The following is a 26,917-nucleotide window of genomic DNA, read 5'->3' as shown; positions in this document are numbered from 1 at the left end:
GAGCATTGACCTGGCCGACAAAAAAATCGCCTGTTCGTGCCAACATGGCAAAAACACGCGATTTAAACGCTTAAATTATTTATTAATCCGCATTTGCAATCTTTGCGAATCCATCTTGCAGATCTGTATTTTGTGAACTAGTAAAGTTAAACGTAGTCGTATCCGCACCGTCTTGCGAAACAAGAACGTCTGGTGAACCATTATGGAAAACGTACAAGTACGTAATCACACCACTGGACGCATTGAGATCAGTCGCAGCAGCCACAACTTGATACTTCGCAGCCGTATCGGCAGACGCCGTCCACTTGAGTTTGACCTTATCACCATTAACCGTGATTTTATCTTGATACTGGTTGTGCTTAATGTCCGCAGGCAAACTCAACGTACCCACGGTTACCGACTGACCATCATAAGTGCCCTCGTAAGATTGATTCATCGTATCCTGCCATGACGACATAAATGAGGCTAACTCACTCGACTTGGTTGCCGACCACAGTGCCGGCTGAGTGGTTGTGCTTGCAGACGCTTTGGACGATGATGACGATTCGGTTTTTGTCGAAACGGCAGCACTAGACGAGGACTCGGCCGTCGTCGTTATCGAATTACTTTGACGTTGGTGCCCTAACCAATAGTAGCCCCCGCCGAGTATCACGACCAATATCACAATCAAAATCAGCCAAGGCGTCTTTGATTGTGAGCTTGGTTGGTCATTTTGACGGGCGTGTTGTGCTGAGCGCGTGGTGGGTTCAGCCGCAGTCGCTTCACTCGCAGCTGGTGCTTGGAAATCGGCCGCAGACGACGTCGAACGCGCAGCCGTACTTACGGCTGATGCCGATGCTGGTTGCGCTGAACTCGTTGGTATGATTAACCGGGCCCCACAGTTTTCACAAAATAACGCGTCGATATCATTCTTCTTCCCACAATTTGGGCAATACATAATCTTCCTCCAATATCACAATTGATTGAGTCAATTCGTTACCATCAGGGACTCATCGTGCCACTATTTTATCATGGATCGATCTTGTTACGACGACTGTTGCTCTTCAACTGATTAGATTTGGCGCAACCGCCCGCTTGTTAGCCATTTAGTCATTACCTGATACAACGTCGTATTTATAGCATCGTATTTTCTGGAGTTGCCAAGAATCGCAATCCCTTAGGAAAGAAATTTTTGACCGTCTTAGCGACAACCTTTCCAAAACCAACTGGTAGTCCCTCACAAGTTAAAACGTGAAAGCCAGCTACAGGCGCACTTGCCAGCTCAAACGTCTCACCATGAACATATAACGCCCACTGTTCACGCGTTATTTCAACTTTAGGTAACAGCAAATCATCACTCGCTAAGGCTAACGCATAGCTCGGTTCAAACCGTTTCTTTTTAAAAGTTCCTAATAAAATGCCCGGACGGAAAATCTTAAGCTTCCGTGTCACCGGCATCATGGCTGGTACCCCATATAACTGATCACCATGCGCCTGCAATACGAGCGCTGGCAAACTAGTCGTTGCTTGTTTTTGTAAAAAGTCCGTCCATAATTGCCGTTGCGTGGCGCTTAACTCTTCTCGGACCATCTTTTTATCCTTAACTTCCGTTGTACCATGATAGACCAATTTGGCAATAAAATGGCCCTCACCACGCATCAAGTGTGGAAATAACCGGGCTGCCTTAGCCAACTCAAGATTGCCATCTGCCCACTCCGGCTTCGCGTCAACCATTCCAGCCGTCTTTGCCAGTGGTTCCAACTCAAACTCGGGATAGGTTGTTAGTAACCACGCCATCATTTGTTCGTCTTCTTCCGGCGCAAAAGTACAGGTCGAATAGATCAGATGCCCGCCCGGACGCAACATCTTGACCGCTTCCGTCAAAATCTGCCGTTGGCGTTCAGCACACGCCGCTGGGTAGTCGGGCGTCCAATACTGAACTGCGTCATGATCCTTGCGAAACATACCTTCACCCGAACACGGCGCATCGACTAAAATCCGGTCAAAAAATCCGGGTAATTCTTTAGCCAGTGCCGCGGGCGTTTCGTTGGTAATAACGGTATTGCGGGCGCCATAGCGTTCCACATTATCACCAAGGGCCGTCACTCGTTGCCGATTGATCTCATTAGTCACGAGTAGACCGGTCTGATGCAGATAGCTTAACAGATGTGTCGTTTTACCACCCGGTGCCGCACATAGGTCTAATACCCGTTCACCAGGTTCTGGTTTTGCAAACTCGCCAACGGTCATGGCACTTGGTTCTTGACTGTAGACGGCACCAGCTAAGTGCTCAAGCGCATTGCCGTTCACCTTGCCATAATAGCCAATCGGACTATACGGAACGGGTGCTGCCATCTTGGCGCGCATCGTGGCCGTCACAGTCTTGTTCGGATTAACCCGAAAGCCCTTTTCAACTGGCCCATCGAACGCTGCTAAAAAAGCGGGCGCTTGATCGCCTAGTAGTCGTTGATATTTTTGAATAAATTCTGCTGGTAATTGCACCCAAATTTCCTCCTCAATTAAAAAGCATCCTCAATTAGATTACCACATTTCGGCCCGACTGTAAGGTAGCAAAGATTCGCAATTAGGCAGGATTTATGCTAAATTTAACTGATTAACTGCCAGAAATATGGGAGATGTTTGTTGAATATGGAAAGAAAACTAATTGCGTTAGACTTAGATGGAACCACTTTGAATGCTGAATCCCAACTCAATTCAGCGACGATCCAAACGATGCAACGATTACAAGCAGCGGGTCACATTGTCAGTATTATTACCGGACGCTCATATCAGGGTTCACAGGCGATTTACGATCAGCTGCATCTTAAGAGCCCGATGATCAACTTTAATGGCTCATTAGGACACCTGCCACACCAAACGTGGTCCTCCGAATACCAATTCACCATTAACAAGGCCATCGTCTTAGCACTCGTTAAATATCGTGAACAGTTGGGCATCAACGAGATCATTGCCGAAAATAAAACAAGCACGATGACGGCCGGTCAAGACTTGATTGCGGGTAAGTTTTTCCCAGAAATTGCTGATAGTCCCCGCTTGACGCCGAACACGTTGACCCGTAACCCGAATTCCTTAGTCTTGTTAGTGCAACTCGATCGACGGGCAGCCATCATTGACTGGATCACTGAACGCTTTGGTGACCAAGTCGACGTTGGTGTTTGGGGCGGCCCGAACGCGATTTTAGAAATCACCTCCAAAGGGGTCCACAAAGCTAAGGGCGTCGCCTACTTAGCACATCATTTTCAAATTCCGCGCCGTAATGTGATTGCCTTTGGTGACGAACATAACGACCTCGAAATGTTGGCATACGCGGGGTTGGGCGTAGCGATGACTAATGGTACTGATAAAATCAAAGCCACGGCCGATGATATAACTGCTTATGATAACGATCAAAATGGGGTGGCCCGATACCTGAACGATTATTTTAACATTGCGGAATAAAGAACATTATCGCCAGCAATCATTTGAGACACGTCAGTTGGGCCTTTAGTTGGGCCATTAATTCATCAGACCGCAAGTACTGCTATCGACTACTCTATAATACGTAGTTAACCCCGCATTTTTAATTAGTGGCTAATCATATTGATTAACAATAAAAATCGGCACCTCCAGAACAAGCTTACATCTGGAAGTGCCGATTTATTTAGACTTAGCAATATTGTGTTAAGCTGATTACTTTATTTTGATGATTGTATCCTTGTAATCAGTCACGTTCTTCAGTGGCCGAATTAACCGTCTTAGACGGTGATTGTAAGTTAGTGGCCGTATCTGATTGTCGTTTTTCAGCTAAATACGAATGGCGCATGCCATAACTAAAGTAGATGACTAAACCAACCAGGAACCACACTCCTGCATATAATTTAGCTTGAATATCCAACCCCATGAAAACGAACAAAGCACCGAGAAAAGCGATAGCTGGCAAAACTGGATAAAATGGCATTTTAAAAGCTGGTACTGCGATGTCCACACCTTCTCGACGCCGCAAAGCGTAAATGCCCAACGAGACAAACATGAAAGCAATCAACGTTCCGGCTGAGATCAGTTGTGCTAGGAAGGCAAACGGACAGAAAGCACCAATGATAATCGCGACGATCGTCAATACGAGTAAGGCATTATTCGGCTGATTATGATGCAACTTACCAAGCCACTTCGGCAGCATGCCATCACGCCCAAAGGAGTAAATTAACCGTGAACCCGCTAACGTCATACCAATCAGGGCAGTGAACATCCCCAGTACGGCAATCGCTTGAATAACACTGGCAACAATCGGATGTCCAGCTTGTCGCAAGGCCCAGCCGACTGGTTCGGCGTTATTCGCATATGCTGAATATTTAAACATCCCAACTAAGACAAGGGCGACAGCCACAAAGAGGATCACCGCAATCACTAATGAGCCCAAAATTCCTCGTGGCATCGTTTTACCAGGATTCTTAGCTTCTGCGGAGTTCGCCGCAATCGAATCAAAGCCAATATAGGCTAAGAAAATCATTGACACCCCGGCATAAATTCCTTGCCAGCCCCCAAAAGCACTCCCATCCGCATTCAGATGGTACTTCGGAATAAATGGCACGTAATTTTGTAAGTGAATCGCCGTTGCGCCAACCACGATAAATGTCAGTACCGCTAACACTTTAAGTACAACCAAAATGTTTTCGACCCGCGAAGCCTTACTGATTCCTCGTGAAAGCAGCAACGAAACTAGGGCAATTACGAGTACGGCAATCAAGTCGACCACACCACCGTTGGTCCCAAACGTATTTGATAAAGCCTTAGGAAGCGTCAGTCCCAATGGTGATAGCAGTCCACGTAAATTAGCAGATAATCCGGAGCCAACGAACGCTAGCGCAATGAAATACTCTGCAAGTAGTGCCCACCCGGCAATCCAACCAAAAAACTCACCGAACATGACGTTGATCCACGAATAAGCCGAACCAGCAAACGGCATTGCGGCCGCCATTTCAGCGTACGCAAACGCAACTAACCCGGCAACGATCGCCGCCACGATGAACGAAAAGACCACCGCAGGGCCAGCATGGTTCGCCGCTACCACTCCCGGCAATGTAAAAATTGACGTTGAAACAATCGTCCCCACACCTAAGGCTAAAAAGTCCTTGACCGTTAATACCCGGGCTAAGTGTGAATCCTTGTCTTCATAAATACTCGGATCTTCTTTTAAAGTTAATCGTTTTAATAACCGTTGCATCAAAATCCTCCTCGTTTTACCAGCCGATCTTACCTTGCGGCCGTTTAACTAGCCCCTGTTCTGCGGCAGTCAGTGCCTCATCTAACACCGTTAACGCGGTGTCTAACTGCGTTTTCGTAATCACTAGTGGTGGTTGAAACCGTAAAATATTTCCTTTAAGCGTTATCATCACGACACCGCGTTCAAAAGCTGCGTAGATGACATCACTTGCAAACTCAGGATCTGGTTGTTTGGTCTGCGGATCCGTCACTAATTCGATCCCGCCGTTTAGTCCGTACATCCGCACCTGGCCAATTTTAGGATGGCGGTGCTGAAGCTGTAAAAACTGCTCTTGCGCATAGCGCCCATAATTGGCCGAACGTGTGACTAACTGCTCATCGGCTAAGACCGTCTAGCGTCGCTAAGGCTGCCGCACAGCAGATCGGATTGGCGGCCGTAGTGAAGACATGCGCCGGGGCCCCTAAACTTTCCATCACGTCACGGCGGCCAATCACCGCACTAAGTGGCAGTCCGGAAGCAAGCGACTTGCCGACTGACATCAAGTCTGGTCGAATACCCGGAAAATTTTGAATACTCCACAATTTACCGGTCCGGCCCATGCCTTGATTGACTTCATCGACCGCGAATAAAATACCATGTTGTTGACAAAAATCGTAGACTAGTTGGACATATTCAGCCGGGGCCTTACGAATTCCACCATCACCTTGAATCGGTTCAATAATGACACATGCTGTTTCTTCAGCCGGCAAGTAGGATTCAAATGGTGCCTTGAACGCTTCAAAATAGCGTTGTGCTAATTGATGTTCCGTCTCATGAGGTAACGTCCGGTAACAATCCGGATATGGCACGTGTACCACGCCAGGTAGCAACGGTCCCATCTTGCGTACCATGTTTAAGCTCACACCTGATAACGACATTGAACCATACGTTGAGCCGTGATAAGCATCCGTATAAGCCACTATGTATTGGCGATTAGTATAGGCTCGCGCAAATTTGATAATCGCGTCATTGGCATCCGAACCAGAATTGCCAAAAATTACTTCGTTGTCTGTGCCGGGCGCTGACTTTGCCAATCGTTCGGCCAATTGTTGCTCTGGCTGGTGATGGAAGTAAGCCGGCGTATAATGGATCAATTTGGTAGCCTGATCCTGAATCGCATGAACAACCCGCGGATGGGTATGCCCCACGTTAATGGCTGAAGCACTAGCCAACAAATCAATATACTGGTTACCATCGACATCGGTGAGCAGTGCCCCGTGGGCGTGGTCGATAACTAAATCATAGTAATTAATTCGTGCAGCAGTCGCTAAATAATGATCTTCACGTTCAATGAGTTGTTGATCTAAACGATGGTTATGACTAATCATTCACAGGCCTCCATTAATTTAATAAAATTAATTTTAATCATATTTTAATTTATATGCAAGCCTATTTTTCAGATTAAAAAGTTAACAATACCCACTTTATCCCGCTAATCTGCACTTTTTAAGCCAATTATATTTTTAATTAATAAGAGAAAGATTAATTAACGCCGCACTTATTGACTGACAATCAGGACACACAAAAAACGACTGTCCTCATTCCAATTCAGGAATCAGGTGACAATCGTTACGCTTTAATCCACTTTAGGCCCGTGACTTCAAATACCGCGCTAGTCCCCAACAAATTATGCCAACAATGGTCGTCGCCAACAACAACTGGGCACTTGCTTGGTTGAGTTCACGTTCTGACCAACCATGGTGGCCGGATATCGTAGTCAAGTGCTAGCTGCTGGCCAGCCAACCATCCGCTCAAACTAGTGATGACCATCATCAACAGATACCACCTTGCCTTTCCAAATCCACCATAACCACTGAATAATAACTGGTACCGTGTTTTCATCACGACGTCACCTCCCACCCCATTAATTTGACCACAACGATCTGATAACTTTAATATAGTGAGTTTACCTCACCGGACCAAGCTTAAGGGTTCATTCACAAAATTCCTTTACCGGGTAAAAGAAATCATCGTTGCCCGCGTCATTATTGGCCGTTCGGGTGCTGGTAATACGCCAACTTGTCCATTACCAATTGCTTGGGCTGCTAAGTAAATAAAAGCCGCATGCTGGTCTGATGGTATCGGCATGGCGCACACACGTCCTGGTCGCGACCGATCAAATCGATACCACTGAGCTGCTTGCAACGGTACAGGATGAAGTTGCAAATCGCCGGCATGAATTTTGAATGTTGATTGACGAGTCACAACCGGTGCCGGTAACCACACCCACCAGGTTACTGCTTGTCCCATCTCAACCACCGCCGTTTCGAATTTATTAACGTTATTATAGCACAGCAAAACGGGCCGTTGCGGCACCATAAATGGCAACACAACGACCCAAATCTTCAATGTTTTTTTCGATAACCTGATTTTTCTAACCGTTTAACCTGATTTTGTAAATGGTCGACCTTGGTCGTCAAAGTGTCAATTTTGACTAACAATTGTCGTAACTCGTCTTCGTCATGGGACGCTTCAGCTGGCATGTTGGGACTAGCCTGATTAGTGAAGAAGTCAGTGATCGTACTTGTTAATAAACCAATAAAGCCGATTCCACCGAACATCAGCCCAACGGCAATCACCTTTCCAACCGCCGTATGCGGAGTATCATCGCCATATCCGACGGTCGTCGCCGTTGTAATGGCCCACCATAAGGAATCTGATAAACTCTGATGCTCGAAAACAGAAAAGAGTAAGGCACTTAAAACAATAATCGCAATACTGATTGAAAATAGGTAAATAAAGCCCGTACTGTAAATAAAGCGGTGAAAATCATGGGACCACTTACCATCTAACCCCAATTTCCAAAACAAATGATGGTACTGCACCATTCGCGCTAACCGTCCTAGTCGGAACAACGCAAATACTGGGTGCATGGGAATAATACCCATTAAGTCAAATGCTGAATGAATTAAAAAAGTCTTGCGATCACGTGAACGACCTAATCGTACAAAATAGTCAACGGCAAATACAACTAATAAACCGTTACTGATACGCGTCTCAACGTGCCAATCGCCAATATGAAATGATAATAAGACCACATTGACTGCCGACCAGAGCGTCAATAACGTGATAATCAAGTGATAAAATGCGATACGCCGCTGCTGTCGCTGTTCTGCTTCCATCCTGCTTACCCCTATTTTATAAACTGGTAATAATATAATCCACTTTCATAAAAATAACCATGATAAGCGTCAAAAATTTAGTCAGCTTTACCAATTCGTTACAACCACGTTCCCAAAACGAATAGAACTGGATATAAAATGAAGAATAGCGAAGCACTCTTAACCGTCGTAATAAACGTCTTTTGCTTATCTTGAACGGCAAAAAATGGTCGCATACCTTGCCACATAATTGGGAGCAACAAGACGACCCAAATCGTCACTACTGGTGCTAATCCAAGCAAGACGTTCACTAATGGCCAAACGCCACCAATAACCAAAAAAGCTTGAATCAGGCGCACCGAACCACGTTTACCAAGATAATAAGCTAAGGTGTAACGATGGTTTAAAATATCCTCATCACGGTCAGCCGTATTATTAGCCAACTGCAAGCAAAAAAAGATCAGCGTCAACGGTAGGCACAGCAAGAACGTTGTCCCGACTATCGACCAAGTCAACGGCTGTTGACCATACGTTGATACAACCACACAAGTTAATTCAATTAGAAAAGCAATGGCTAGCGCCACGACCGTCTCACATAGTGGTGTCGCGTTGATTGGGTGAGGCCCCGCGGTATAAAAAATACCGATCGTATAGCCAACCAGTCCTAACACCAACACTAACCATCCAGTTCGCAAAACCAACCAAATACCAGGAATCAATGAAATTAAGTATAAACTTAACGCTAACCGCCCGACACCCGCAACGGGCAGCTTTAATCGTCCGATTGGATTAGTCTTTTGCGCATAACCTTCACGATCACGCGCATGCCGATAATCATAATAATTATCGGAAACGTTTACGGCCAAGTCAAAAATAAACACACTGACTAAACAAAGCGCGACATTGAGCCAGTTCACCGTACCTAAGTGATACTGCGCAATCGCACTTCCTAGAACAAACCACATAATGTTGAGTGGCGCCGTATAAATTTCTGTCAGTTCATAAAACACTGGCCAAGTTAGCCATTTTTTGAACATTTTAACAACTCCCCCACCGGTTATTTAAAGTATTAACTTGCTACTGAAATCTTTTTGACCATCGTCACCGTCGAACACTTTAACTATCAAATTTTAACAAACTTCACGGTTAACGCAAGTAAAGCAGCCAGATTTAACTAAAAATTAGGCCCGATTGGAACATCTACCATTTATGCTGACAATAAGTTCGACATTACCTACCATCATTGTTAAACGTGCCGTAAGCCCAATTAAATATTACTAACCATGTGACATACACTGTCGCAAGCGGGTGACGAAGATTAAGTAAGCCCCGTTGCTAACAATATTTCCCGGCTCATCACCTAGCATGACCCATTTTAACATGTAACCTTGCCCACAGTTACCTCGCATGCCGAATAGTTTGCAACGTATAAAAAGAGGCTTTTATTTTACAGAGACGCAAAATGGCATTTCAAGACTATCAATCTTGAAATGCCACCTCATCATCACAATTTTATTTGGTTTCTTCTGGCACTGATAATGGTAAATCTAGTCGCGTTAAATCAGCGTAGCTTTCGCGTTGGACAACCAGCTGACTGTGCCCTTGTTCGCAAAAGACGACGGCCGGTCTGGGATTACGATTATAATTACTAGCCATCGCGTAGCCATACGCGCCAGTATCAAGAACGGCCAACACATCACCAGATTTTGTTGCCGGCAACTGTTGATTCCAAATCAACATATCACCAGATTCACAGTACTTACCAGCAATTGATGCCACCTGTTCAGCTGGTAATGTTGGATCTTTAGCTAGGACTGCTTCATACTTGGCCTGATATAATGCTGGTCGGATATTATCACCCATACCACCATCAACTGCTAAGTACTTCCGAATACCAGGAATTTCCTTAGCGTCACCAATCGTGTATAGTGTCAGCCCAGCCGCGGCAACCAATGACCGCCCCGGTTCAATCCAAATTTCTAGCATTGGCACGTGATGCGCCTTGGTCTGAGCAATCGTCTCCTTGACAATGGCATCCACAAAATCCGTTGGCTGCAACGGATGATCTTCTGCCGTATACTTCACCCCAAACCCACCACCAACGTTCATGATTTGCGGATAAAAATCAAGTTCTCGTTGCCAACGTGCAAACACCCCGACGAGTTTATCGACAATCATCTCAAAGCCGTTCAATTCAAAAATTTGTGACCCGATATGACAATGGATCCCAACTAAGTTCAAAAACGGCGCGGCTTGCGCTTGTTTAACGGCCGTATCTGCCTGACCACTATTCAAATCAAAGCCAAACTTGGAATCTTCTTGACCCGTTGAGATGTAGTCGTGTGTGTGTGCTGAAATGCCCGGTGCAATCCGCAACATGATGGTCGTTAGTTGCTGACGCTGATTAGTTAGCGCAATCAATTGTTGCAACTCATCGAAATTATCAACAACCATGTTGCCAACACCGGCATCTAATGCCATTGTTAATTCTGCCAATGACTTATTATTACCATGGAACGAAACGTTAGCCATCGGAAAATCTGCCTGTTGGGCCGTATATAATTCACCACCGGAAACCACATCACAATGAATATGCTCTTGGGCAATCAACTGATACATAGCTACGGTTGCAAACGCCTTGCTAGCATAGCTAATTTGGTAGTCCACGTGGTTCGTTTCAAACACTTGCTTGAACGCCGCAATTTCAGCACGAATCGCGCCAGTATCATAAACATATAACGGCGTCTGATAAGCCTCTGCAAGTGCTAATGTATCAACGCCACCCACCATTAAATGGTGCGCTGCATTTAAAGCATCCGTCTTAATTTGTTCGTTCACAATTTAACCTACCTTCTACCAGACTTTAAAAAAAGCCGGCCACGTCATTTGACCGGTCCGGCAATGAAAAACCTATTCTGCTTCCTCGTCGCTCTTTAAAACACCACCAACACTGTAGCGATTTTTTTGCATCTCACTTAAAATCACATGAATGTGTTCTGCTGGTGCACCGGTATTCTTGCTAACTGCAGCGGTCACGTCCTTAACTAAATTTTTAAGTTGTTCTTGTGAACGACCAGCAATTAGATCAATGTGTACGATTGGCATGGGGCCACGCTCCTATCTTGAGACTCTATTTTCGAATGTTTTAATCTTACTTTAATCTTTCGCGTTTTGCAAGCCGGGATGTCGCCAAATTAATCCTCGATAACGATTGCAAACAGCGATGCATGACTTAAACACTTGCATTAAAGCCAATCCGACCCAAAGAACTTAAAAGCCCCATTTATCAATAAACATGCTAAAATTAATTTAATAAAAATGCTTATGCTACTTTGTTGCGATTAATTTCCAGTGAAGTGGAGAAAGAAGGTTCCATATGTTGTCCCATCAATTTAACCCTTATTCCGCTTGTACCAGTATCTTAGTGGGTAAAAATGCTAGTGCGGATGGTTCGACCATGATTGGCCGTAATGAGGATTCACGCGCCGCTTGGGCGAAAAAAATGGTCATCCACGCGCATCATGAATTTGAGGAACCACAGGTATTCAAATCTCAAGATCAAGACCATCCTTTTACGATGACGTTACCGAAAATCCGAGCGAAATACACGGCCACCCCTGAATGGACAGATCAATACGGCCTATTTGAGGAGGACGGGATCAACGAATACGGCGTTGCTATGAGTGCAACTGAAAGTGCTTATTGCAACACACGAGTATTGGCCGCCGACCCCTATGTCAGCACCGGGATTGGTGAAGAGGCCATGGTGACGGTCACCTTACCATATATTCAGTCCGCCCGTGAAGGTGTTGAACGCCTCGGACATATTATTGAAGAACACGGCACGTATGAAACGAACGGCATTCTCTTTAGCGACGTTAACGAAGTCTGGTACATGGAGACGGGTGCTGGTCACTATTGGGTCGCACAACGAATTCCAGATGACGCTTATGCGGTCGTTGCCAATCAACTTGCCATTCAAGAAATTGATTTTAGCGATCACGATAATTATCTCTACGCACAAAATATTCGTAACTTTGTTTTAGACAATCAGCTCGCCTCCATGGATAACGGGTTAAATTTCCGTGAAGTGTTTGGCACGGCCGACCTTGCCGATCGTTATTACAACACACCGCGTGTCTGGTATGGTCAAAAATGCTTCACACCGAGCGTGCCACAAACGCCTGAGTCGTTTAATTTACCGTTCATTCAACGCGCCGATGGACTGATCCATATTGATCAAATTCAAGGTTATTTGGCTTCTCATTATCAGGGGACCCCGTTCGACCCCGTAGGTCAAGGATCCGTGGCTGAAAAACACCAGTACCGCCCGATTAGTCTTGCTAAGACACAAGAATCACACGTCTTACAATTACGACCTGAAGTACCAGTCACCCTGAGCGGTATTCACTGGTTGGCGATGGGGGTCACCGCTGAAAGTGTTTACGTCCCGTTCTATGCAGGTGCGACGACCACGCCCGCAGCGTATCAGGTGGCAACTGAAAAGTATGATGCCACCTCGGCATACTGGATTTTCAAACACGTTGGTATCTTGGTAGATGCCCACTATCACGAATTACATGGTGACCTGCAAACCGTACAAAAGGAACTGGCGATTCAACTTGGCCACCATATCATAACTACTGACCGGCAAGTTAGCCAATTGCATGGCGACGAATTAGCGACAGCCTTAACGACCGCTAATCAGGAAGCTGCAGAACGAGCGTTAGCCGCGATGCAAGCCTTGGCAGCCGATCTGATTACTAAAAGTACCGATATGTCACCTTTAAACTATGATACTGATTTGAATCTTTAATTTTTAAACCAGCGACTAATTTGCTGAATCTTTGACTAACTTGCTCAAGACAGTTAAGCTGCTGTTAACATTAATGTCTGACTTTTAAAGCCCACCAACTTCGATTTAGCGTCGACGTTGGTGGGCTTTTTTACCGCACTACCGACAACAATAATTACGGACATTAGTTTTGTCACTGTCCGAATAAAACTTGCGCTACGTTTTTTACTATCCACTGCTGTATTTTTCTTACTAACAATGATTACCATTGTTAGTAAGGAGACTCGCCACGATGTTCGCACTAAAAAGCTTACGCAATAGTATCTTAATTGGTTGCTTCTTTAATTTAATTCTAGCCTTAACTCATTGGGCTGGTATTATTAACAGCTATATGCTGATCAATACAAATTATATACTCAGTTCATTGATTATTCTGCTAGTACTCATTAACGCAATTACTTTAACTCATCACCCCGAGATCAACCTGTCACAACGCCAACAAGTCTGGTTACTTAACTTTGCAGCCCTTCTGATTGCGTTTTTGACGGAATGGCTGTGAGGCTCATGCATATTGATTGCGTTTTAACATCACTTATAGCAAACTAAGGGTAATTCTTATATTAGGAGGCGCTTTTTATGAGTGATGTTAACAAGAAATTCGATAGCAAAAAAGATCAATTGAGCGGTAAGGCCAAAGAAGTTGAAGGCAAAGTAACCGGGGATCGTGCACGTGAAGCAGAAGGCAAGACCCAATCCTTAATGGGTAAAGCTAAGGACAAATTAGCTGACGCTGAAGAAACCGTTAAGGGCGTCGTTGATGAAGCTAAGGATAAATTGAAGAAGCAATCAGACGATTAAAACTTGTCGTGGGCACGGCGAAAACGGGTGGTAGTTCAAAACTACCACCCATTTTGTGTACGATGAATGGACTAATCGTGGTTGCTAACTAAAAGACGGCTCCGATATTACTCACATCTCGAAGCCGTCTATGGATACTAATGATTCTCTAGGCATTTGTAGGGTAGTGGTTATCTGACCCGTGACCACTGGATCAACAGCATCATGATTAAGGTGACAGCAATGGCCCCAATTGCGGCTGGCATTACGGTCATCCCTGCTAATTCGGGGCCAATTGGTCCAATCAGCACTTCGCCAAGCAGAGCCCCAATCACCCCGGCAATAATATGCCCAAGCCATCCACGTGATTGACCAGGGCTCATAATCGCCCCCGCAAACGCGCCAACTGCGGAGCCTACAATTATTACCCATAACCAATGCATGTCATCATCCCCTTTATCCTAACGGCGTTCTTTGAACTGGCGAACTTCACGATAAATAGTCAAGCCTAATTGTCCAATCGCAATCAATAATGATAATTTACCCCAAAAACCAGGGGTCTGTCGTTTAATTTTAGCCATTTTGGGCACCTCCCTATTTTCATAAACAATCACAATTACTGTGGTTGAAGTGTCTGAAAGACAAGCGTACCAATCACAATCAGAATAATCGCCCCACTAACTACAGGCAATAGCGTCATCCCAGCAATCGCTGGTCCAGCAAAACCAAATCCCAGCTGACCACCAAGCGCACCCAATGGGCCTATGATTAAATTAATTATTGTTTGCCGTTGGCCATGTGATCCCACTGCATTTGCAGCAATCCCCACGGTTAATCCAAGTATAGTAGCGCCGATCCATCCCATTGTGACCACTCCCGATTGCCAGCATTATTGTAATTAAAATTATCATAACTATAATTTTTATGATGGGCAATCAAAACGCTCATTCCACCTGACAGCACGCTGAAGTATGCATATCGTTTCCGGGTAACCCAGCGTTCACGCTATACTTGAACCATTAAAGACTTAATCGTCAGATCATAAATAAACTTAACTATATCTTTCAGAGGTGTTCGTCATGACAACAACTTACGGTATTTTTTATAATGGTCAAGCTGGTAGTGGCCAAGCAGCGACCGTCGCTCATCAAACCGCACAAGCGTTATTGAAACATGGCATTCAAACGCAATTACTTACCACACCAGGGATTCCGCGCGCAATTGCCTTAATTAAACAAACCCTGCCTCAACTAGCGGCACTAATTATTATTGGCGGGGATGGTACATTAAATGTTGCCATGACTGCCTTGATCCAGGCCGAGGCACACATTCGCATCGGGATTATTCCTATGGGAACAGTGAATAATTTTGCCACCCGTTACCAGTTACCAACTGACCCAGAAGCAGCAATTGAGCTAATTTGTACCCAGCCTGCAACTCAGTCGGTTGGAATGCTCGTTTGTAATCAACGGCGGGCAGTCGTCAGTTCACTGACATTCGGTAATTTGGCTGATATTTCTAATGAAGTTCGCCAATCAGAGAAGCAACGATTTGGAAAGCTAAGCTACGTTTACCGAGCTATTCGCCATATCGGTCACAATAAGTCACTTCCGATTCGCTATCAATTCAAACATGAACCAAGCCACACGCTAAAAACATGGTTCTGCTTAATTACTACAACCAAGTCAGTCGGCGGGCACGTCTATAGCGCATCCGCTCCTGGTAAAATGCACATCAGTCTACTTAATAACATTGGGTGGCGACAAATCATTCCATATATTTGGTTCGCACTAACGGGTAACTTGCAGCATTCCAAAGCGATTACGCAACTAACGGCAACCAGTGCCCGCATTACTAGCGCAACCAGTCAGGCCGTCACAACTCGGATTGATGGCGATCCAGCGGTCAAACTCCCAATTGAACTAAGCTATCTAGCCGATCGTTTTGAATTGATTGTACCAGCGGCATCGTAATCATTAGTCATTTCTAGCACAAACAATCAGTAATTTAATTGCACAAAATTAATTTTATAGTTATAGTTAGATGTAGTTATTTATTAACACCATTAGCTCATAGTTAATAGTAACTCACATATCACACTTCATTGGGGGGATTACGATGGCAAACGCTTATCGCAAATTTTGGGACAATCTTTTAAACTTTTCTGGCACGGCAACACGCTCCGAGTACTGGTGGCCCGTTATCATCAACTATATCCTTGGTGGGTTGCTCATTGCAATTATTCAGATGATTATGGGACATCCCATTGAAGATATCTATAATTGGAGTGATCTAAGTGTTAACACAATGAGTAAACTGATTGCGTTAATTGTTTGGTTAGGAACACTCTCACTGAAATTCCGCCGATTACATGACAGTGATCACACTGCATGGTGGATTCTGATTGACTTAGTCCCACTCATTGGGACGATCTGGTTCTTTATTTTGATGGTATTACCATCACGACCAAATCGTTGGCAGTAATTTAATTAGACGCAACATTTGTTGACTACCGCGGTCAATGAATGTTGCGTCTTTTATAACTGAATCCTTAATCATATTAATAGACGTTAAAATTAATCAAATGTTATCATTATCATAATAAATAATTTCAACTAGGAGGTCCTGATGATGTATCAAAATATTTTAGTTCCACTTGACGGTTCTGATAATTCCTATATGGCCCTAAAGCACGCAGTCAAACTGGCGCAGACGTTCAAATCAAAATTATTTCTGGTTAATGTCATTGACATCACACGATTAAATGCGTATAGTCCAGCAGCTTATGGGGGCACATTATATACCAATCTATTAAAGGTCGCGAAAGATAATAGTCAGGATATTTTAGATCGTGGTCAACAACTAGCCACCGATGCGCAAGTAGAAGCTCTCCCGATCCAAGTTAATAGCTCGCCCAAAGCAAGTATTGCCACAGATCTCCCCAAAAAATATGCTATTGATTTAATTGTCATGGGTAAATCTGGTACTAATGCGGTTTCTCGAATTTTGCTTGGCTCAACCACTGCGTACGTGGTGCAAAAAGCAGAAGTCAACGTGGCGGTAATTAATACACCAGACGATACTGATTAGCGAATCATTAGACTGGAGGGAAACAGATGATCAAAGAACGTCCTAAATTCAACTGGCTTCATCTGCTCATTTTTATTGTCGTGGTTGAAGCCATCGGCAGTTTATCAGCCTGGTTAGCCGGTGATATTAAGGCAATTTATAATGGGCTTAGCCTACCAGTGCTTTCGCCACCAGACGGCCTATTTGGCATCGTTTGGCCCATCTTATATGCTCTCATCGCAATTGCCGGCTACTTAGTTTACCAACAGACAATCAACCGACGTGACCGTATTATGAATACCGCGTTGTTTGGGATTCAATTGTTGTTAAACTTTATCTGGAGTATCATCTTCTTCAGTCAATCCGCATATTGGTGGGGGCTAGTCATTATCCTTATTCTGGATTTAGTTGTCCTACTTTGTATTTTACAGTTCTATCGTAGCAGCCGACTAGCTGCAATTTTGATGGTTCCTTACATGGTCTGGATTTGCTTTGCAACTTACTTGACATTAGGCGTCGCACTATTGAACTAGAACTAGTCAAATAACAGCCCCCGCAGTTAAATCATAACTGCGGGGGCTGTTATTTGATGTTATTGAAAGCTTAACACGGTTTGACCGTATCTTTTACAGGATAACACTTGCATTACAACGACGATGCTTAAAACATGGTGACCCAACAAAGTCTATAATGTTCTACGTTGCCGTTTTCTTGACCGATAAGGCACAGCGTAATCCTGCGGTGCATCTTCCGGGCTGGCACTCGTCCAGTGACCACTACCCTTTTTAGCCGGGCGGGCATCATCTTTGAGACAAGTAAACCGCGACCCATATTTATCTTGAATAATAAAGACTCGACTAAAATCATTGATCGTATCCACCACGGTACAATCCGTATGCTTGATGTTGAATACATCCGTATAAACCTTACTCATTATTGTCCACCCCCAAGAATTAGTAATTAACATGGTTAATATACCGCGTCTTGAATGACAAATCCATAAATATACATATTAATGGTGACAATTAATTTTATTTAATGGTCATCACAACTACTCACGATACCAATATGTCGATAATTATTCTTCTAACTAACTAGCATAGATTAGCTATTGGACAGTGAATAATTAATTGAAAACTGTTGAATAATGCATACTGCTTTTTATTTTACGGTTATCAACTACTTGCGATATAATTAAGAATATAGTTCTTTTATAGCAAAACATTACTCTTAGTAACGTGCGCCGTTACTGCTGTCATATCAGTTCAAAGATGCAACCCGCACAAGCCGAGAGCTCAATTCATGCGAGTGTAGTTTAGTGGTAAAACAACAGCCTTCCAAGCTGTAGTCGCGAGTTCGATTCCCGTCACTCGCTTAGTTATTAACTGAAATCATGATAATAATCAGTCAATTGTCAACATCATTCTATCGACCTGTATTCTAGAGAGATTATAACTTCATTAACAATCCAATCTACTCAACGATGTTAACGTAGCTGTCGCGTCCATTGATTGTCAAAGCGGCTGACTTATGTATGCATCTTCAACCTAAACTGACGAAACAGTCTTACTGGCCAACTACAACCAGCAAGACTGTTTCATAATTTTTATTGGTCAAACGCATATTATATTAAAGATAAATTAAACCCGCACTGACTATTATTGGACATTAAGATCTGAAACTTGATAAAAGGCATTACCAGTATCCGCTATGTTCCAAACACTTAATAGTATTTGGTAACCCTTTTCATCTGCTGGGATATTCACCTGATGAGTCACAAATTCATTAGGCATAGCGCCATTATCATTATAGCTAGCAATCTTCTTGAAATCGCTAAACTTGAGCGGTGCGTTCGGATTCCAGCCAGGCTTTGTCAGATAGTAATCCCACGTGCTGGTTTTATGGCGAGCTGTCAATTGCCAAGTCACACTAAGCTTACCTGCCCTTACTGGTGTTTTATACCAGCGATTTGCATTTTGCTCATCCAATTGAGCGAAATTAGCAATACCGGCACTGGCAATTTTACCATCAATGAATGTATTTTTAGGTGCCTCAATACTTTGGGGTTCATACATAACCGATCCAATATTGGTATTCAACGGTCCACCCGGATACCAAGTACTCCCCAGATAAGCTCGTCCACCTGGGTTAGTCACAAATCCATGGGCTGAAGCTTGAACCACACTACAACCTAAAAATGCAATCATCATACCAACTATAACGAATAAGTACCGTAAGATACGATTTTTTTTGGTGCTTAACATAAGATCCCCTCCCCAATTTTCACTATAACGCCACTCCAAAATACTTGCCACAAAGATGCACAGAGATCAGTTCAATTCAAGTATGCCAATCACGGCTTAGCATTGAATAACGCTTAAGTCATTTTCCCATCAATAAATTATTTCACTACTCGTCATCAAAGACTCTTTGTATCTTTACCAATAGCTTCAGACATTCCTGCTAATGCCCTCCAGTGAATTCCTGATTGATGGTTCATTTAATAAGTTGTTTTAGTAGTCGTATCAGCAAGTGTGTTTATTTCTCATCACTTATAATTATCATGTATCACAATTCATGTTTACATCATAAAATGTGGATTGCATCTATATTGACAACATTTGCCATCTTAATATATTGTATAAATTTAGAATATGCTATTCATTTTTCTTTAAATGACAACTTCCGAGTATATTCTAATGAACCCATCCTAGCTCAATCACCCCAGGCCATTTACCTTAACAGCTTTGAGCTAACCGACTTAATTAAACGGAGGTAACACAGATGGATCTTATTATAGTAATTGGCAGTATTATCGCTGGTATCGGTATCATCATCAATGTTGCTAATACACGTGTCAAATATGGCTGGTTTACCCATTATCAAAGTAGAAGTCGTCCGCTCAATTATGTTAGTTTATTATTAATCATAATCGGATTAATCATTGTCATTAGCAAAGCATATCTAAACGGGCAACTAAATTAATTTCAAGATTAAATCGGCCATTAAGAAACAATGTGATTTATTATACAATAATCTAAAATTACAGTTGGAAAGGTTATATCGACTTCTCGCTAACATATTAAGGAAAAAATCATGTTTAATAAAAATTTGTTCGACTACTTTCAAAGCCTATCTGCAGTTGATTGGACTGTTGACATAGTTGCTGTGGTTATTATTGCCATCATCATTTCTTATCTATTATATAAAAAATTACATCACTAAAGACTGCCTGCGAATATCATTTTTAAGGCAATATAATGTCTTTTGATACCATTTTTCTGTTGAACAAAACAAAGTGATTTCAAAATTAACAGCCTTCATGCTTACACGATGTTGGTATGGCTTAATCTACATGAGTGACATTAGCAACTAGACTTGTGCTAATCAACTAGTTGACTATTGAAAGAGCATAAAAAGTCTGGGCAAAACTGAGCACAATTTTTATGTCAATATTGTCGAAACGTTGCCTGTTCCGCCCTCTTTAAGATTTTCGGTAGCTAGGATATCAATTAGAACTATCGATTGTTCGCGCTTCACAGCACAATAAAAGGCTCTCATTCTTGAGAGCCTTTTATCATCCTATAGATAGTGTTATAACAATATTCCTACTTAACTTCCGAAGTATTCACAATGGGCTGCGTACCCCGCTCCGAAATAATGGTAACCATCATATTATTGATCAATTGCAGCTTCTTATCATCCGACAATTGCATCCCTGTATCTTTTTCCAAACGGGCAATCGTATCTTCTGTAATTGAAACGGCACCTTCCACGATGACTTTGCGGGCGGACAAAATTGCTGAAGATTGTTGTCGTTGCAACATGGCGCTGGCAATTTCAGTCGCGTAAGCAAGGTGCGTTAAGCGTGTTTCCACGATTTCAACTCCCGCGACATTCAGCCGTTCCTGAAGTTCCTCCATTAATCGGTCAGAAACTTCGGTTGGATTGCTCCGTAGCGTAATCTTTTTATCGTCATCAAACGTGTCATAGGGATACTCTGATGCGACATGCCGTACTGCCGATTCACTTTGAATTTCAACAAATTGTTCATAATCATCTACCGCAAAGAGCGCCATACTAGTATCAACAACTTTGAACACGATAACGGCCGCAATTTCCACTGGATTTCCTCGGAGGTCATTAACTTTTAAGATGGCACTGTTAAAGTTGCGAACCCGCAACGAAATTGAAAACTTACTGGTCAACGGAACGGTCATAAACAGCCCCGAATCCCGAATTGTCCCGATATACTTACCAAAAAATGTCAGCACCCGGGCTTCATTAGGTCCAACGATTGTTAAAGAACTAGCGCCAAACGCCGCAATAATAATTAGTAACGCCCCTAAAAAAATACTAGCAAAGTGGTCGCCCGTCGCACCGACCCAAACTAACCAGCCACCGACCAATACGAACACAATCGCGAGCACTAGCCCAATATAGCCATTAATATGAAACACTTGTTTTTCTTTCATCATGACTACCCCCTTTTGGACCTAATTATAGCATAAGCGCCGAACACGCTATTAAAACTAGTCCTTCAGCAACCATCCTCCTGATAGACAATTAACAATCACTTCCGTTATTCTTATCTAGCCAACAAGCTATCTTATGATGGCACCTCAGCTAACTAACTGTGACTTAAACTTTTTCACTTTTTCGCGTACGACCGGCAAAGCACCAAGTCGTCATTACCAGCAATAGCGTAAATGGCCAGGCGACTTGATATGGCCGCATAAAAGCGGCTGTTAGCTCAATCTTGGTTTTAGCCTTGATGGCCGTCGCAGCAGTTCTAATTCGCTGGTTAGTTACCCTGACCTGACTTCGAACTTGCCGCGCTACCTGCTGATGAACTTGAGCCTTAACACGAACTGGGGCAGCTTGCAGTGACCGTGCTTTTAACACCTGAACATATTGATCTGCAACCAATCGGCGGGTCTTTGTCGCTGTGATTGGATCATGTACCACTTGGGCCGTTTGCTCGGCCGCCAATTGGTGATCAACTACTTGCAGTGTATCGCGTTTGGCCTGGTTAGAAATCGATAACTGAGCAACAGACACCGCCGCATACGACTTGACTCGTGACTTAGCAGTTGTCAAATTCACCGCCAAAGCTGACACGAAGATGGCAACGGCTAACGATGTCCCAATTTGGCGGAAAACACCAATCACGCTTTGCGACGCTGTCAATAGCTCACCGGTAAAATCACCAGCCGCTAACACCGTAATTGGTCCGATAATCGTGCCGTAGCCTGCGCCAATTAACAACGCCGCCAATGCAAATTGCCAGTACTGACTTGTATTCATCATACTAAGCACACCATAGCCCGCAACCATTGCCAGACTACCACTGAAAATTACGCGCCGCGCACCAAGTTTCGCTAATAAAAACCCACTGATTGGTGAAAAGATAAAAATCATCATTGATGCTGGCGTAATCATAATCGCAGCCAGCAGTTCCGGCTTACCTTGAACTTTCGTGAAGAAGCTCGGCATTAAGACTAACAATGCCACCATAAAGACCCCTGATAACACGGTCGCTAACGCTGCACCGTTAAACTGCCGGTCTTTAAATAGCGCTAATGGAACCATGGGTGCTGCCACGTGGGCTTCCGTCCAGATAAAAGCAAACAGTGCCAGCACACTAATGACACCCAGGCCAATAATCAGTCGACTCGTCCATCCCCAATCATTTCCCTTAACTAGTACCAAGGTCAATGCTAATAAGGTCGTCATGATTAAGGCACTCCCACCAAGATCTAGTTTCGCTTGGCCATGACTGGGATGACGCCACGATAACCATACCAAGCAGCCACTAAACGCAATCACAACTAATGGCACGTTGATCAGAAAAATGCCCCGCCACCCCCAAAACTGAGTGACTGCACCACCAATGGTTGGTCCTAACGCTGCCGCTAATCCCTGCATCACGCCCAGCCCTGCAATCACACTAGTCCGCTTGTTAAGTGTGACACTCTGAATGCCAATCGTCATACTAGCCGGAAAAACGATGGCTGCACCAATACTTTGAATGGCCCGTCCAATAATCAGTAACCCCACACTGAGACTCAATCCAGAGGTTAGTGAGCCAATACCGAATAACCCTAATCCAATTAAGTACATTCGCCCACGGCCCCAGACATCTGCCAAACGACCTAGTGGAATCGCCAAACTAGCAAACAGAACAGTATAAATATTTAATGCCCACGACAGGTGCGCCAAATCAGTGTTCAACCCCGTTTGAATTGCTGGCAATGCAATATTCATGACCGTCGTATCAAGCATACACAGAAAAATCCCAATCATCATCATCGCAATTACTTTCATCGATTTTTTCAAAATAACCGCCTCCCGTTAAGTTAATGGCAGTATATCTGGTAAAATGGAAATTAATAAATACTTACGTTACAAAAATGGAGATGTTGTTACCGATGAACCCACAAATACGAAAACGCCAGAACTTAGCTGCAGTCTATGAAGCCTTACTACAGCTCATGTTACAAAAACCGCTAAGTCGCATTTCAATTACGGAACTCTGTCAGCATGCGCAAGTTTCTCGTACTTATTTTTATCGCAATTTTACGAGCTTTGATCAAATTATTTTAGCGTACCAAAAGCAAGCCATCCTCCAATATTTGCGCCAATTACCACGACAATCGAAGGTTAAACTGCAGGTATTGATGACTCAATATTTCACCCTCATGCAGCAAATGGCAGCGACTAATCAATTATTGATCAAAAACGGAAAAAGCCAGATTTTCATTCAAAGCTTTGAAGCCGTCTTCGCGTTGCTCATCAAGCAGGATCGCATTATCGGTTCGAGCAATGCCGCGCTCCGCCAACCGTACTACACTGCCTATTTTTCGGGCGCCGTCGTCAACATACTCGTCCATTGGCAGCAAAATGGCATGGTCGAAACGCCCGCTTATCTCGCTCAACAGGTCACCAAGTTCACATTACGCCACAATGAAAGTACAACCTGAATAGAGATTGGGGACAAAAATAAAAGTGTTCAGTCGCTTAAGAAAAGACTTCTTCTCAAGAAACCGAACACAATTTTTCTGCCAATATTGTCGAAGCGTGCGCCAAAAGGTGGCTTACTACAGACCACCTTTTGGCGCACGCTCCTATCATTCAATTCACACTATTTTATATTTCTACTAGTCAGGTTAGTCGCGATGATAGCGCTGCTTGACACGTTTCATTGCCTGTTTGCCGCCAAACATCCGCTGAATTTTTGCCTGTTCTAACTGGCGTGAATTAAGCCCCTGATAACTCATCTCGCGTTGTAATTTTTGATAACTCTGTAACCGTTCTACCGTCACCGTGCCAGCTTCAACGGCTGCTCGTACGGCACACCCAGGTTCACTGGTATGGGTACAATCATTAAACTTACACTGCGCTGATAACGTTGCAATTTCCGCAAAAGTTTGATCTAAATCGCCCACAAAGATTTGCAGTTCACGCATTCCCGGCGTATCAATCACACAGGCGCCTGTAGGTAGAGGTATCAATTGCCGACTCGTCGTTGTGTGCCGTCCTTTATCATCATCTTCACGAATCGTTTTCGTCGTCAAGACATCTTGTCCGAGTAACCGGTTAATTAAAGTCGACTTACCAACCCCCGAAGAGCCTACAAAGGCCACCGTTTGACCAGTCGTTAGGTATGGTTGCAAGTCATCCAATCCTTGGCCCGTCTCGGCTGAACACGTTATCGTTGACACGCCAACACTCACGTCCGCCACGGCCCGTAACTTAGCCGCTAAATCCGTACAGACATCTGCCTTTGTTAAGATGATCACCGGTAACGCACCGCTATCCCACGCAATCGTCAGATAACGCTCTACGCGTCGCACATTAAAGTCCGCATTCAGTGACATACAAATAAAAATCGTGTTGATATTAGTCGCAATGATTTGACCATCATGCTGATTCACTGCTCCCCGTGCCAAGACACTTTGACGTGGTCGGATAGCTTCAATCTGAGCCTGATCATCAGCAGTTGGACACACCTGAACCCAATCACCAACAGCCGGAAACGCCGTTGGACTTGTTGCGGCATGGGCTAGTTTTCCGGTAACCCGAGCTTGCCGTTCGCCAGTGGCCGTGATGACTTGGTATAAATCACGGTGTTGGCTAATAACGCGACCGAGCATTTGTCCGTCTTCTTTAAGACTGGTTGTTTCAACTGCGGTCGTCAATCCATATTTAGTTAAATTAATTGTCAATTTTATAATCCTTTCGCAAAGTGACTCACCCTGATGCTCTGCGAATAAAAAATGCGCCCAGTTTATCCCACTGTGCGCAAAAACCGTGCGGCGTGTTCACATGCCGTGGTCATTCGTCACATTAGGGTACACGAAACCAAGCGGGTCTGACCCACTTTTTTCGTTCAACAACGCCCTAACGAATGACCGACATAAAACACCCCTCCTATATTTGATAGTTATAATTTAACAAGGCTTACCAACATTGTCAACCAAAATCCATTCACCAAGGCAAATCAACGCTAATGTGCGCATTGAAATCTTGTTGGCGTTTTAGCTTAGTCAGCCGAGTCACCTGGCGTTCCTGATAACCATGTGCAACAAATGCATATTCTGGCTTATCGGCCACTAGCGCTGGTAATTCAATATTGCGATCCGTTACCACGAACGTTGAAAAACAAGTTAAGCCCAAAAAACGTTCCCCCGTCTTCAAATGTTCGCCAATAATTTTAGTAAACACCTCGATTGACCGATGACCGACGCCCGAAACGTAAGATTCCGCGCACATTGAGTCCTGTAACCGGAATGGCAACAAAAAATTGACTTGATCAATTGATACGGTCACCGTCTCAATCCGCGCTACTCGCGATGCCGCAATTGATGAATTATCATCAATGGTCGCCAGGATTTTGCCGCCGAAAACTGTATCATGCTCATTCAGATCCGCGGAAAACACACGGTGATTGCTAATTGATAAAGTCTGTGAAATTTGAATGGGTTCCATGGGTACACCTCATCATCCTTATTATTTTTAGACTGGTTTTGTATTATGCATATATTTATTGACATGAATTTGATTAAAACGCACTAATTAGATGAATCCTGTTCGTCGGCAATATTGTACACTTAGTTCGATTCCCAAAACTAGCTGAGTTATCGCAATTATAATCAGTCTGACAGTTAATTTAAAAAACTGCTGTTCATGAGAAACGGTACCTAGTCCACTAATAGTTGCGTACATCCATGTCTGCCATACGAAGACTATCCGACTGGAAGGCCAGCATTCGAGATATGGGTGCCGGCTCAAACCTGTGCAGTCACGTTCCGACATTATTAGCAGATCTGATTTGACTGACACAGATCAGCTAATAATGTCTACAGCTTGGTTACAACTTCTTGTTGGCTACTCACAACTAGTTTTGATCATGAAAAAGTTCGTTAATACTTGGTCGGCACGAACAACTTCTTGACGACGAATGATATGATACCCTTGAGCAACAAAAAATGGTACGGCCGTAATTGAAGCCGCAACCGTATATTGGGTAACTGATACTGATGCTTCTAATGTCGTCACCAACCACTTAGCCAGACCTTGACGCTGATATTCCGTATGGACATAAAGACAATCTAAGTATCCCGTAGCTAGGATATTACCAAAAGCAATTAACTTCTGTCCATCCAATATAACCATCGTCGTTGTTGTCAATAATCGTTGTTGCCAATGCTGATGAATAGTAACGGAATCAGTGCCCAGCCAAGCCTTAATCTGCGCCGTCGAATAGTCTCGGATATTTACCTGTCTAACAGTTTGTTGAAACAAGGCAAGAACCTCGTTTAAATCATGTGCCTGATAACGGCGAATTTGCATGTTAAGCTACCTTCAATCAAG

The 26,917-nt window shown here is 43.8% G+C and carries 28 protein-coding genes, 1 tRNA gene and 1 pseudogene; 11 read left to right on the top strand and 19 right to left on the bottom strand.

What is annotated here, in order from left to right; genetic code table 11:
* Positions 1 to 82 precede the first annotated feature (82 nt).
* Together LP667_RS07155 and LP667_RS07150 are read right to left on the bottom strand one after the other, a co-directional pair.
* Positions 83 to 937 (bottom strand): zinc ribbon domain-containing protein, encoded by an 855-nt coding sequence (locus LP667_RS07155; protein WP_056988295.1) that lies wholly within the window; start codon positions 935 to 937, stop codon positions 83 to 85.
* A gap of 176 nt (positions 938 to 1,113) precedes the next feature.
* Positions 1,114 to 2,481, bottom strand: coding sequence for an RsmB/NOP family class I SAM-dependent RNA methyltransferase (locus LP667_RS07150; protein WP_021731466.1), 1,368 nt, complete (start codon positions 2,479 to 2,481; stop codon positions 1,114 to 1,116).
* 147 nt (positions 2,482 to 2,628) lie between these two features.
* Between LP667_RS07150 and LP667_RS07145 the strand changes: the two genes are divergently transcribed.
* Complete coding sequence (locus LP667_RS07145; RefSeq protein WP_056988296.1) at positions 2,629 to 3,438, top strand: Cof-type HAD-IIB family hydrolase; 810 nt, start codon at positions 2,629 to 2,631, stop codon at positions 3,436 to 3,438.
* Positions 3,439 to 3,700: 262 nt separating this feature from the next.
* Here LP667_RS07145 and LP667_RS07140 read toward each other — a convergent pair whose 3' ends face one another.
* The 8 genes and pseudogenes from LP667_RS07140 to LP667_RS07110 all read right to left on the bottom strand — a co-directional run bounded on the left by LP667_RS07140 (position 3,701) and on the right by LP667_RS07110 (position 11,445).
* Entirely contained in the window at positions 3,701 to 5,200 is a 1,500-nt protein-coding gene (locus LP667_RS07140; protein WP_021731464.1) for an APC family permease, read from the bottom strand.
* Between the two features lie 16 nt (positions 5,201 to 5,216).
* A pseudogene (locus LP667_RS07135) lies at positions 5,217 to 6,567 on the bottom strand (aspartate aminotransferase family protein).
* Positions 6,568 to 6,919: 352 nt separating this feature from the next.
* Complete coding sequence (locus LP667_RS16720) at positions 6,920 to 7,084, bottom strand: hypothetical protein (protein ID WP_156648175.1); 165 nt, start codon at positions 7,082 to 7,084, stop codon at positions 6,920 to 6,922.
* A gap of 105 nt (positions 7,085 to 7,189) precedes the next feature.
* Positions 7,190 to 7,588 (bottom strand): hypothetical protein, encoded by a 399-nt coding sequence (locus LP667_RS07130; RefSeq protein ID WP_244282807.1) that lies wholly within the window; start codon positions 7,586 to 7,588, stop codon positions 7,190 to 7,192.
* On the bottom strand, positions 7,585 to 8,361 hold the full coding sequence (locus tag LP667_RS07125) for a potassium channel family protein (protein ID WP_021731459.1): 777 nt from the start codon (positions 8,359 to 8,361) through the stop codon (positions 7,585 to 7,587). The genes LP667_RS07130 and LP667_RS07125 overlap by 4 nt, the downstream gene beginning before the upstream one ends.
* A gap of 98 nt (positions 8,362 to 8,459) precedes the next feature.
* Complete coding sequence (locus tag LP667_RS07120) at positions 8,460 to 9,377, bottom strand: prenyltransferase (protein ID WP_021731458.1); 918 nt, start codon at positions 9,375 to 9,377, stop codon at positions 8,460 to 8,462.
* A 475-nt stretch (positions 9,378 to 9,852) separates the two neighbouring features.
* Complete coding sequence (gene lysA, locus LP667_RS07115; RefSeq protein ID WP_021731456.1) at positions 9,853 to 11,178, bottom strand: diaminopimelate decarboxylase; 1,326 nt, start codon at positions 11,176 to 11,178, stop codon at positions 9,853 to 9,855.
* 72 nt (positions 11,179 to 11,250) lie between these two features.
* The gene (locus LP667_RS07110) at positions 11,251 to 11,445 is read right to left on the bottom strand and encodes a 2-hydroxymuconate tautomerase (RefSeq protein ID WP_021731455.1); all 195 of its coding nucleotides are present in this window, start codon (positions 11,443 to 11,445) and stop codon (positions 11,251 to 11,253) included.
* Positions 11,446 to 11,716: 271 nt separating this feature from the next.
* On the opposite strand from LP667_RS07110, the gene LP667_RS07105 reads away from it, so the two are divergent.
* The 3 genes from LP667_RS07105 to LP667_RS07090 all read left to right on the top strand — a co-directional run bounded on the left by LP667_RS07105 (position 11,717) and on the right by LP667_RS07090 (position 13,993).
* Positions 11,717 to 13,156: a C69 family dipeptidase gene (locus LP667_RS07105; protein ID WP_021731454.1), complete on the top strand. Its 1,440-nt coding sequence runs from the start codon at positions 11,717 to 11,719 to the stop codon at positions 13,154 to 13,156.
* Between the two features lie 271 nt (positions 13,157 to 13,427).
* Positions 13,428 to 13,694, top strand: coding sequence for a hypothetical protein (locus tag LP667_RS07095; RefSeq protein ID WP_021731452.1), 267 nt, complete (start codon positions 13,428 to 13,430; stop codon positions 13,692 to 13,694).
* Positions 13,695 to 13,771: 77 nt separating this feature from the next.
* A complete protein-coding gene (locus tag LP667_RS07090; RefSeq protein ID WP_021731451.1) occupies positions 13,772 to 13,993 on the top strand; it encodes a CsbD family protein in 222 nt (73 codons plus the stop codon).
* A gap of 170 nt (positions 13,994 to 14,163) precedes the next feature.
* Here LP667_RS07090 and LP667_RS07085 read toward each other — a convergent pair whose 3' ends face one another.
* Positions 14,164 to 14,415 (bottom strand): GlsB/YeaQ/YmgE family stress response membrane protein, encoded by a 252-nt coding sequence (locus LP667_RS07085; RefSeq protein ID WP_021731450.1) that lies wholly within the window; start codon positions 14,413 to 14,415, stop codon positions 14,164 to 14,166.
* A 173-nt stretch (positions 14,416 to 14,588) separates the two neighbouring features.
* Positions 14,589 to 14,837: an integral membrane protein gene (locus LP667_RS07075; RefSeq protein ID WP_021731448.1), complete on the bottom strand. Its 249-nt coding sequence runs from the start codon at positions 14,835 to 14,837 to the stop codon at positions 14,589 to 14,591.
* 214 nt (positions 14,838 to 15,051) lie between these two features.
* Here LP667_RS07075 and LP667_RS07070 point away from each other — a divergent pair, with 214 nt between their 5' ends.
* The 4 genes from LP667_RS07070 to LP667_RS07055 all read left to right on the top strand — a co-directional run bounded on the left by LP667_RS07070 (position 15,052) and on the right by LP667_RS07055 (position 17,574).
* Complete coding sequence (locus LP667_RS07070; protein WP_021731446.1) at positions 15,052 to 15,945, top strand: diacylglycerol/lipid kinase family protein; 894 nt, start codon at positions 15,052 to 15,054, stop codon at positions 15,943 to 15,945.
* Between the two features lie 145 nt (positions 15,946 to 16,090).
* On the top strand, positions 16,091 to 16,456 hold the full coding sequence (locus LP667_RS07065) for a DUF805 domain-containing protein (RefSeq protein ID WP_021731445.1): 366 nt from the start codon (positions 16,091 to 16,093) through the stop codon (positions 16,454 to 16,456).
* 147 nt (positions 16,457 to 16,603) lie between these two features.
* Positions 16,604 to 17,062 (top strand): universal stress protein, encoded by a 459-nt coding sequence (locus tag LP667_RS07060; protein WP_021731444.1) that lies wholly within the window; start codon positions 16,604 to 16,606, stop codon positions 17,060 to 17,062.
* A gap of 26 nt (positions 17,063 to 17,088) precedes the next feature.
* Complete coding sequence (locus tag LP667_RS07055; protein ID WP_021731443.1) at positions 17,089 to 17,574, top strand: TspO/MBR family protein; 486 nt, start codon at positions 17,089 to 17,091, stop codon at positions 17,572 to 17,574.
* Between the two features lie 152 nt (positions 17,575 to 17,726).
* Here the strand turns inward: LP667_RS07055 and LP667_RS07050 are convergent, their stop codons facing one another.
* On the bottom strand, positions 17,727 to 17,975 hold the full coding sequence (locus tag LP667_RS07050; protein WP_021731442.1) for a hypothetical protein: 249 nt from the start codon (positions 17,973 to 17,975) through the stop codon (positions 17,727 to 17,729).
* A gap of 370 nt (positions 17,976 to 18,345) precedes the next feature.
* On the opposite strand from LP667_RS07050, the gene LP667_RS07045 reads away from it, so the two are divergent.
* Positions 18,346 to 18,416, top strand: a tRNA-Gly gene (locus LP667_RS07045).
* 283 nt (positions 18,417 to 18,699) lie between these two features.
* Here LP667_RS07045 and LP667_RS07040 read toward each other — a convergent pair.
* Entirely contained in the window at positions 18,700 to 19,305 is a 606-nt protein-coding gene (locus tag LP667_RS07040; RefSeq protein WP_021731441.1) for a lytic polysaccharide monooxygenase auxiliary activity family 9 protein, read from the bottom strand.
* Positions 19,306 to 19,825: 520 nt separating this feature from the next.
* Between LP667_RS07040 and LP667_RS07035 the strand changes: the two genes are divergently transcribed.
* Complete coding sequence (locus LP667_RS07035; RefSeq protein WP_021731440.1) at positions 19,826 to 20,026, top strand: hypothetical protein; 201 nt, start codon at positions 19,826 to 19,828, stop codon at positions 20,024 to 20,026.
* Positions 20,027 to 20,649: 623 nt separating this feature from the next.
* On the opposite strand, the gene LP667_RS07030 is transcribed toward LP667_RS07035, so the two are convergent.
* Entirely contained in the window at positions 20,650 to 21,516 is an 867-nt protein-coding gene (locus LP667_RS07030; RefSeq protein ID WP_056988297.1) for an SPFH domain-containing protein, read from the bottom strand.
* Between the two features lie 166 nt (positions 21,517 to 21,682).
* Positions 21,683 to 23,383 carry an MFS transporter gene (locus LP667_RS07025; protein WP_033609446.1) on the bottom strand — a complete coding sequence of 567 codons (1,701 nt, stop codon included), beginning with the start codon at positions 23,381 to 23,383 and terminating at the stop codon, positions 21,683 to 21,685.
* Between the two features lie 89 nt (positions 23,384 to 23,472).
* On the opposite strand from LP667_RS07025, the gene LP667_RS07020 reads away from it, so the two are divergent.
* On the top strand, positions 23,473 to 24,024 hold the full coding sequence (locus LP667_RS07020) for a TetR/AcrR family transcriptional regulator (RefSeq protein ID WP_056988298.1): 552 nt from the start codon (positions 23,473 to 23,475) through the stop codon (positions 24,022 to 24,024).
* Between the two features lie 186 nt (positions 24,025 to 24,210).
* Here LP667_RS07020 and rsgA read toward each other — a convergent pair whose 3' ends face one another.
* From rsgA to LP667_RS07005, 3 genes are all read right to left on the bottom strand, one after another.
* Positions 24,211 to 25,269 (bottom strand): ribosome small subunit-dependent GTPase A, encoded by a 1,059-nt coding sequence (gene rsgA, locus LP667_RS07015; protein WP_021731435.1) that lies wholly within the window; start codon positions 25,267 to 25,269, stop codon positions 24,211 to 24,213.
* A gap of 262 nt (positions 25,270 to 25,531) precedes the next feature.
* Entirely contained in the window at positions 25,532 to 26,032 is a 501-nt protein-coding gene (locus LP667_RS07010) for an acyl-CoA thioesterase (protein ID WP_021731434.1), read from the bottom strand.
* A gap of 399 nt (positions 26,033 to 26,431) precedes the next feature.
* Positions 26,432 to 26,896: a GNAT family N-acetyltransferase gene (locus LP667_RS07005; protein ID WP_021731433.1), complete on the bottom strand. Its 465-nt coding sequence runs from the start codon at positions 26,894 to 26,896 to the stop codon at positions 26,432 to 26,434.
* Positions 26,897 to 26,917 lie beyond the last annotated feature (21 nt).

Origin of the sequence: Lactiplantibacillus paraplantarum (assembly GCF_003641145.1) — a bacterium.
GTDB lineage: Bacteria > Bacillota > Bacilli > Lactobacillales > Lactobacillaceae > Lactiplantibacillus > Lactiplantibacillus paraplantarum.
Note: the sequence above shows the minus strand (reverse complement) of the source record. Positions and strands in the feature narration are given on the sequence as shown.

Coding starts and splice junctions, on each gene's coding strand:
- LP667_RS07155 (WP_056988295.1), bottom strand. CDS start 937: ATGTATTGCCCAAATTGTGGGAAGAAGAATGATATCGACGCGTTATTT.
- LP667_RS07145 (WP_056988296.1), top strand. CDS start 2,629: ATGGAAAGAAAACTAATTGCGTTAGACTTAGATGGAACCACTTTGAAT.
- LP667_RS07140 (WP_021731464.1), bottom strand. CDS start 5,200: ATGCAACGGTTATTAAAACGATTAACTTTAAAAGAAGATCCGAGTATT.
- LP667_RS07125 (WP_021731459.1), bottom strand. CDS start 8,361: ATGGAAGCAGAACAGCGACAGCAGCGGCGTATCGCATTTTATCACTTG.
- LP667_RS07120 (WP_021731458.1), bottom strand. CDS start 9,377: ATGTTCAAAAAATGGCTAACTTGGCCAGTGTTTTATGAACTGACAGAA.
- LP667_RS07110 (WP_021731455.1), bottom strand. CDS start 11,445: ATGCCAATCGTACACATTGATCTAATTGCTGGTCGTTCACAAGAACAA.
- LP667_RS07105 (WP_021731454.1), top strand. CDS start 11,717: ATGTTGTCCCATCAATTTAACCCTTATTCCGCTTGTACCAGTATCTTA.
- LP667_RS07095 (WP_021731452.1), top strand. CDS start 13,428: ATGTTCGCACTAAAAAGCTTACGCAATAGTATCTTAATTGGTTGCTTC.
- LP667_RS07090 (WP_021731451.1), top strand. CDS start 13,772: ATGAGTGATGTTAACAAGAAATTCGATAGCAAAAAAGATCAATTGAGC.
- LP667_RS07085 (WP_021731450.1), bottom strand. CDS start 14,415: ATGCATTGGTTATGGGTAATAATTGTAGGCTCCGCAGTTGGCGCGTTT.
- LP667_RS07075 (WP_021731448.1), bottom strand. CDS start 14,837: ATGGGATGGATCGGCGCTACTATACTTGGATTAACCGTGGGGATTGCT.
- LP667_RS07070 (WP_021731446.1), top strand. CDS start 15,052: ATGACAACAACTTACGGTATTTTTTATAATGGTCAAGCTGGTAGTGGC.
- LP667_RS07065 (WP_021731445.1), top strand. CDS start 16,091: ATGGCAAACGCTTATCGCAAATTTTGGGACAATCTTTTAAACTTTTCT.
- LP667_RS07060 (WP_021731444.1), top strand. CDS start 16,604: ATGTATCAAAATATTTTAGTTCCACTTGACGGTTCTGATAATTCCTAT.
- LP667_RS07055 (WP_021731443.1), top strand. CDS start 17,089: ATGATCAAAGAACGTCCTAAATTCAACTGGCTTCATCTGCTCATTTTT.
- LP667_RS07050 (WP_021731442.1), bottom strand. CDS start 17,975: ATGAGTAAGGTTTATACGGATGTATTCAACATCAAGCATACGGATTGT.
- LP667_RS07040 (WP_021731441.1), bottom strand. CDS start 19,305: ATGTTAAGCACCAAAAAAAATCGTATCTTACGGTACTTATTCGTTATA.
- LP667_RS07035 (WP_021731440.1), top strand. CDS start 19,826: ATGGATCTTATTATAGTAATTGGCAGTATTATCGCTGGTATCGGTATC.
- LP667_RS07030 (WP_056988297.1), bottom strand. CDS start 21,516: ATGAAAGAAAAACAAGTGTTTCATATTAATGGCTATATTGGGCTAGTG.
- LP667_RS07020 (WP_056988298.1), top strand. CDS start 23,473: ATGAACCCACAAATACGAAAACGCCAGAACTTAGCTGCAGTCTATGAA.
- LP667_RS07010 (WP_021731434.1), bottom strand. CDS start 26,032: ATGGAACCCATTCAAATTTCACAGACTTTATCAATTAGCAATCACCGT.
- LP667_RS07005 (WP_021731433.1), bottom strand. CDS start 26,896: ATGCAAATTCGCCGTTATCAGGCACATGATTTAAACGAGGTTCTTGCC.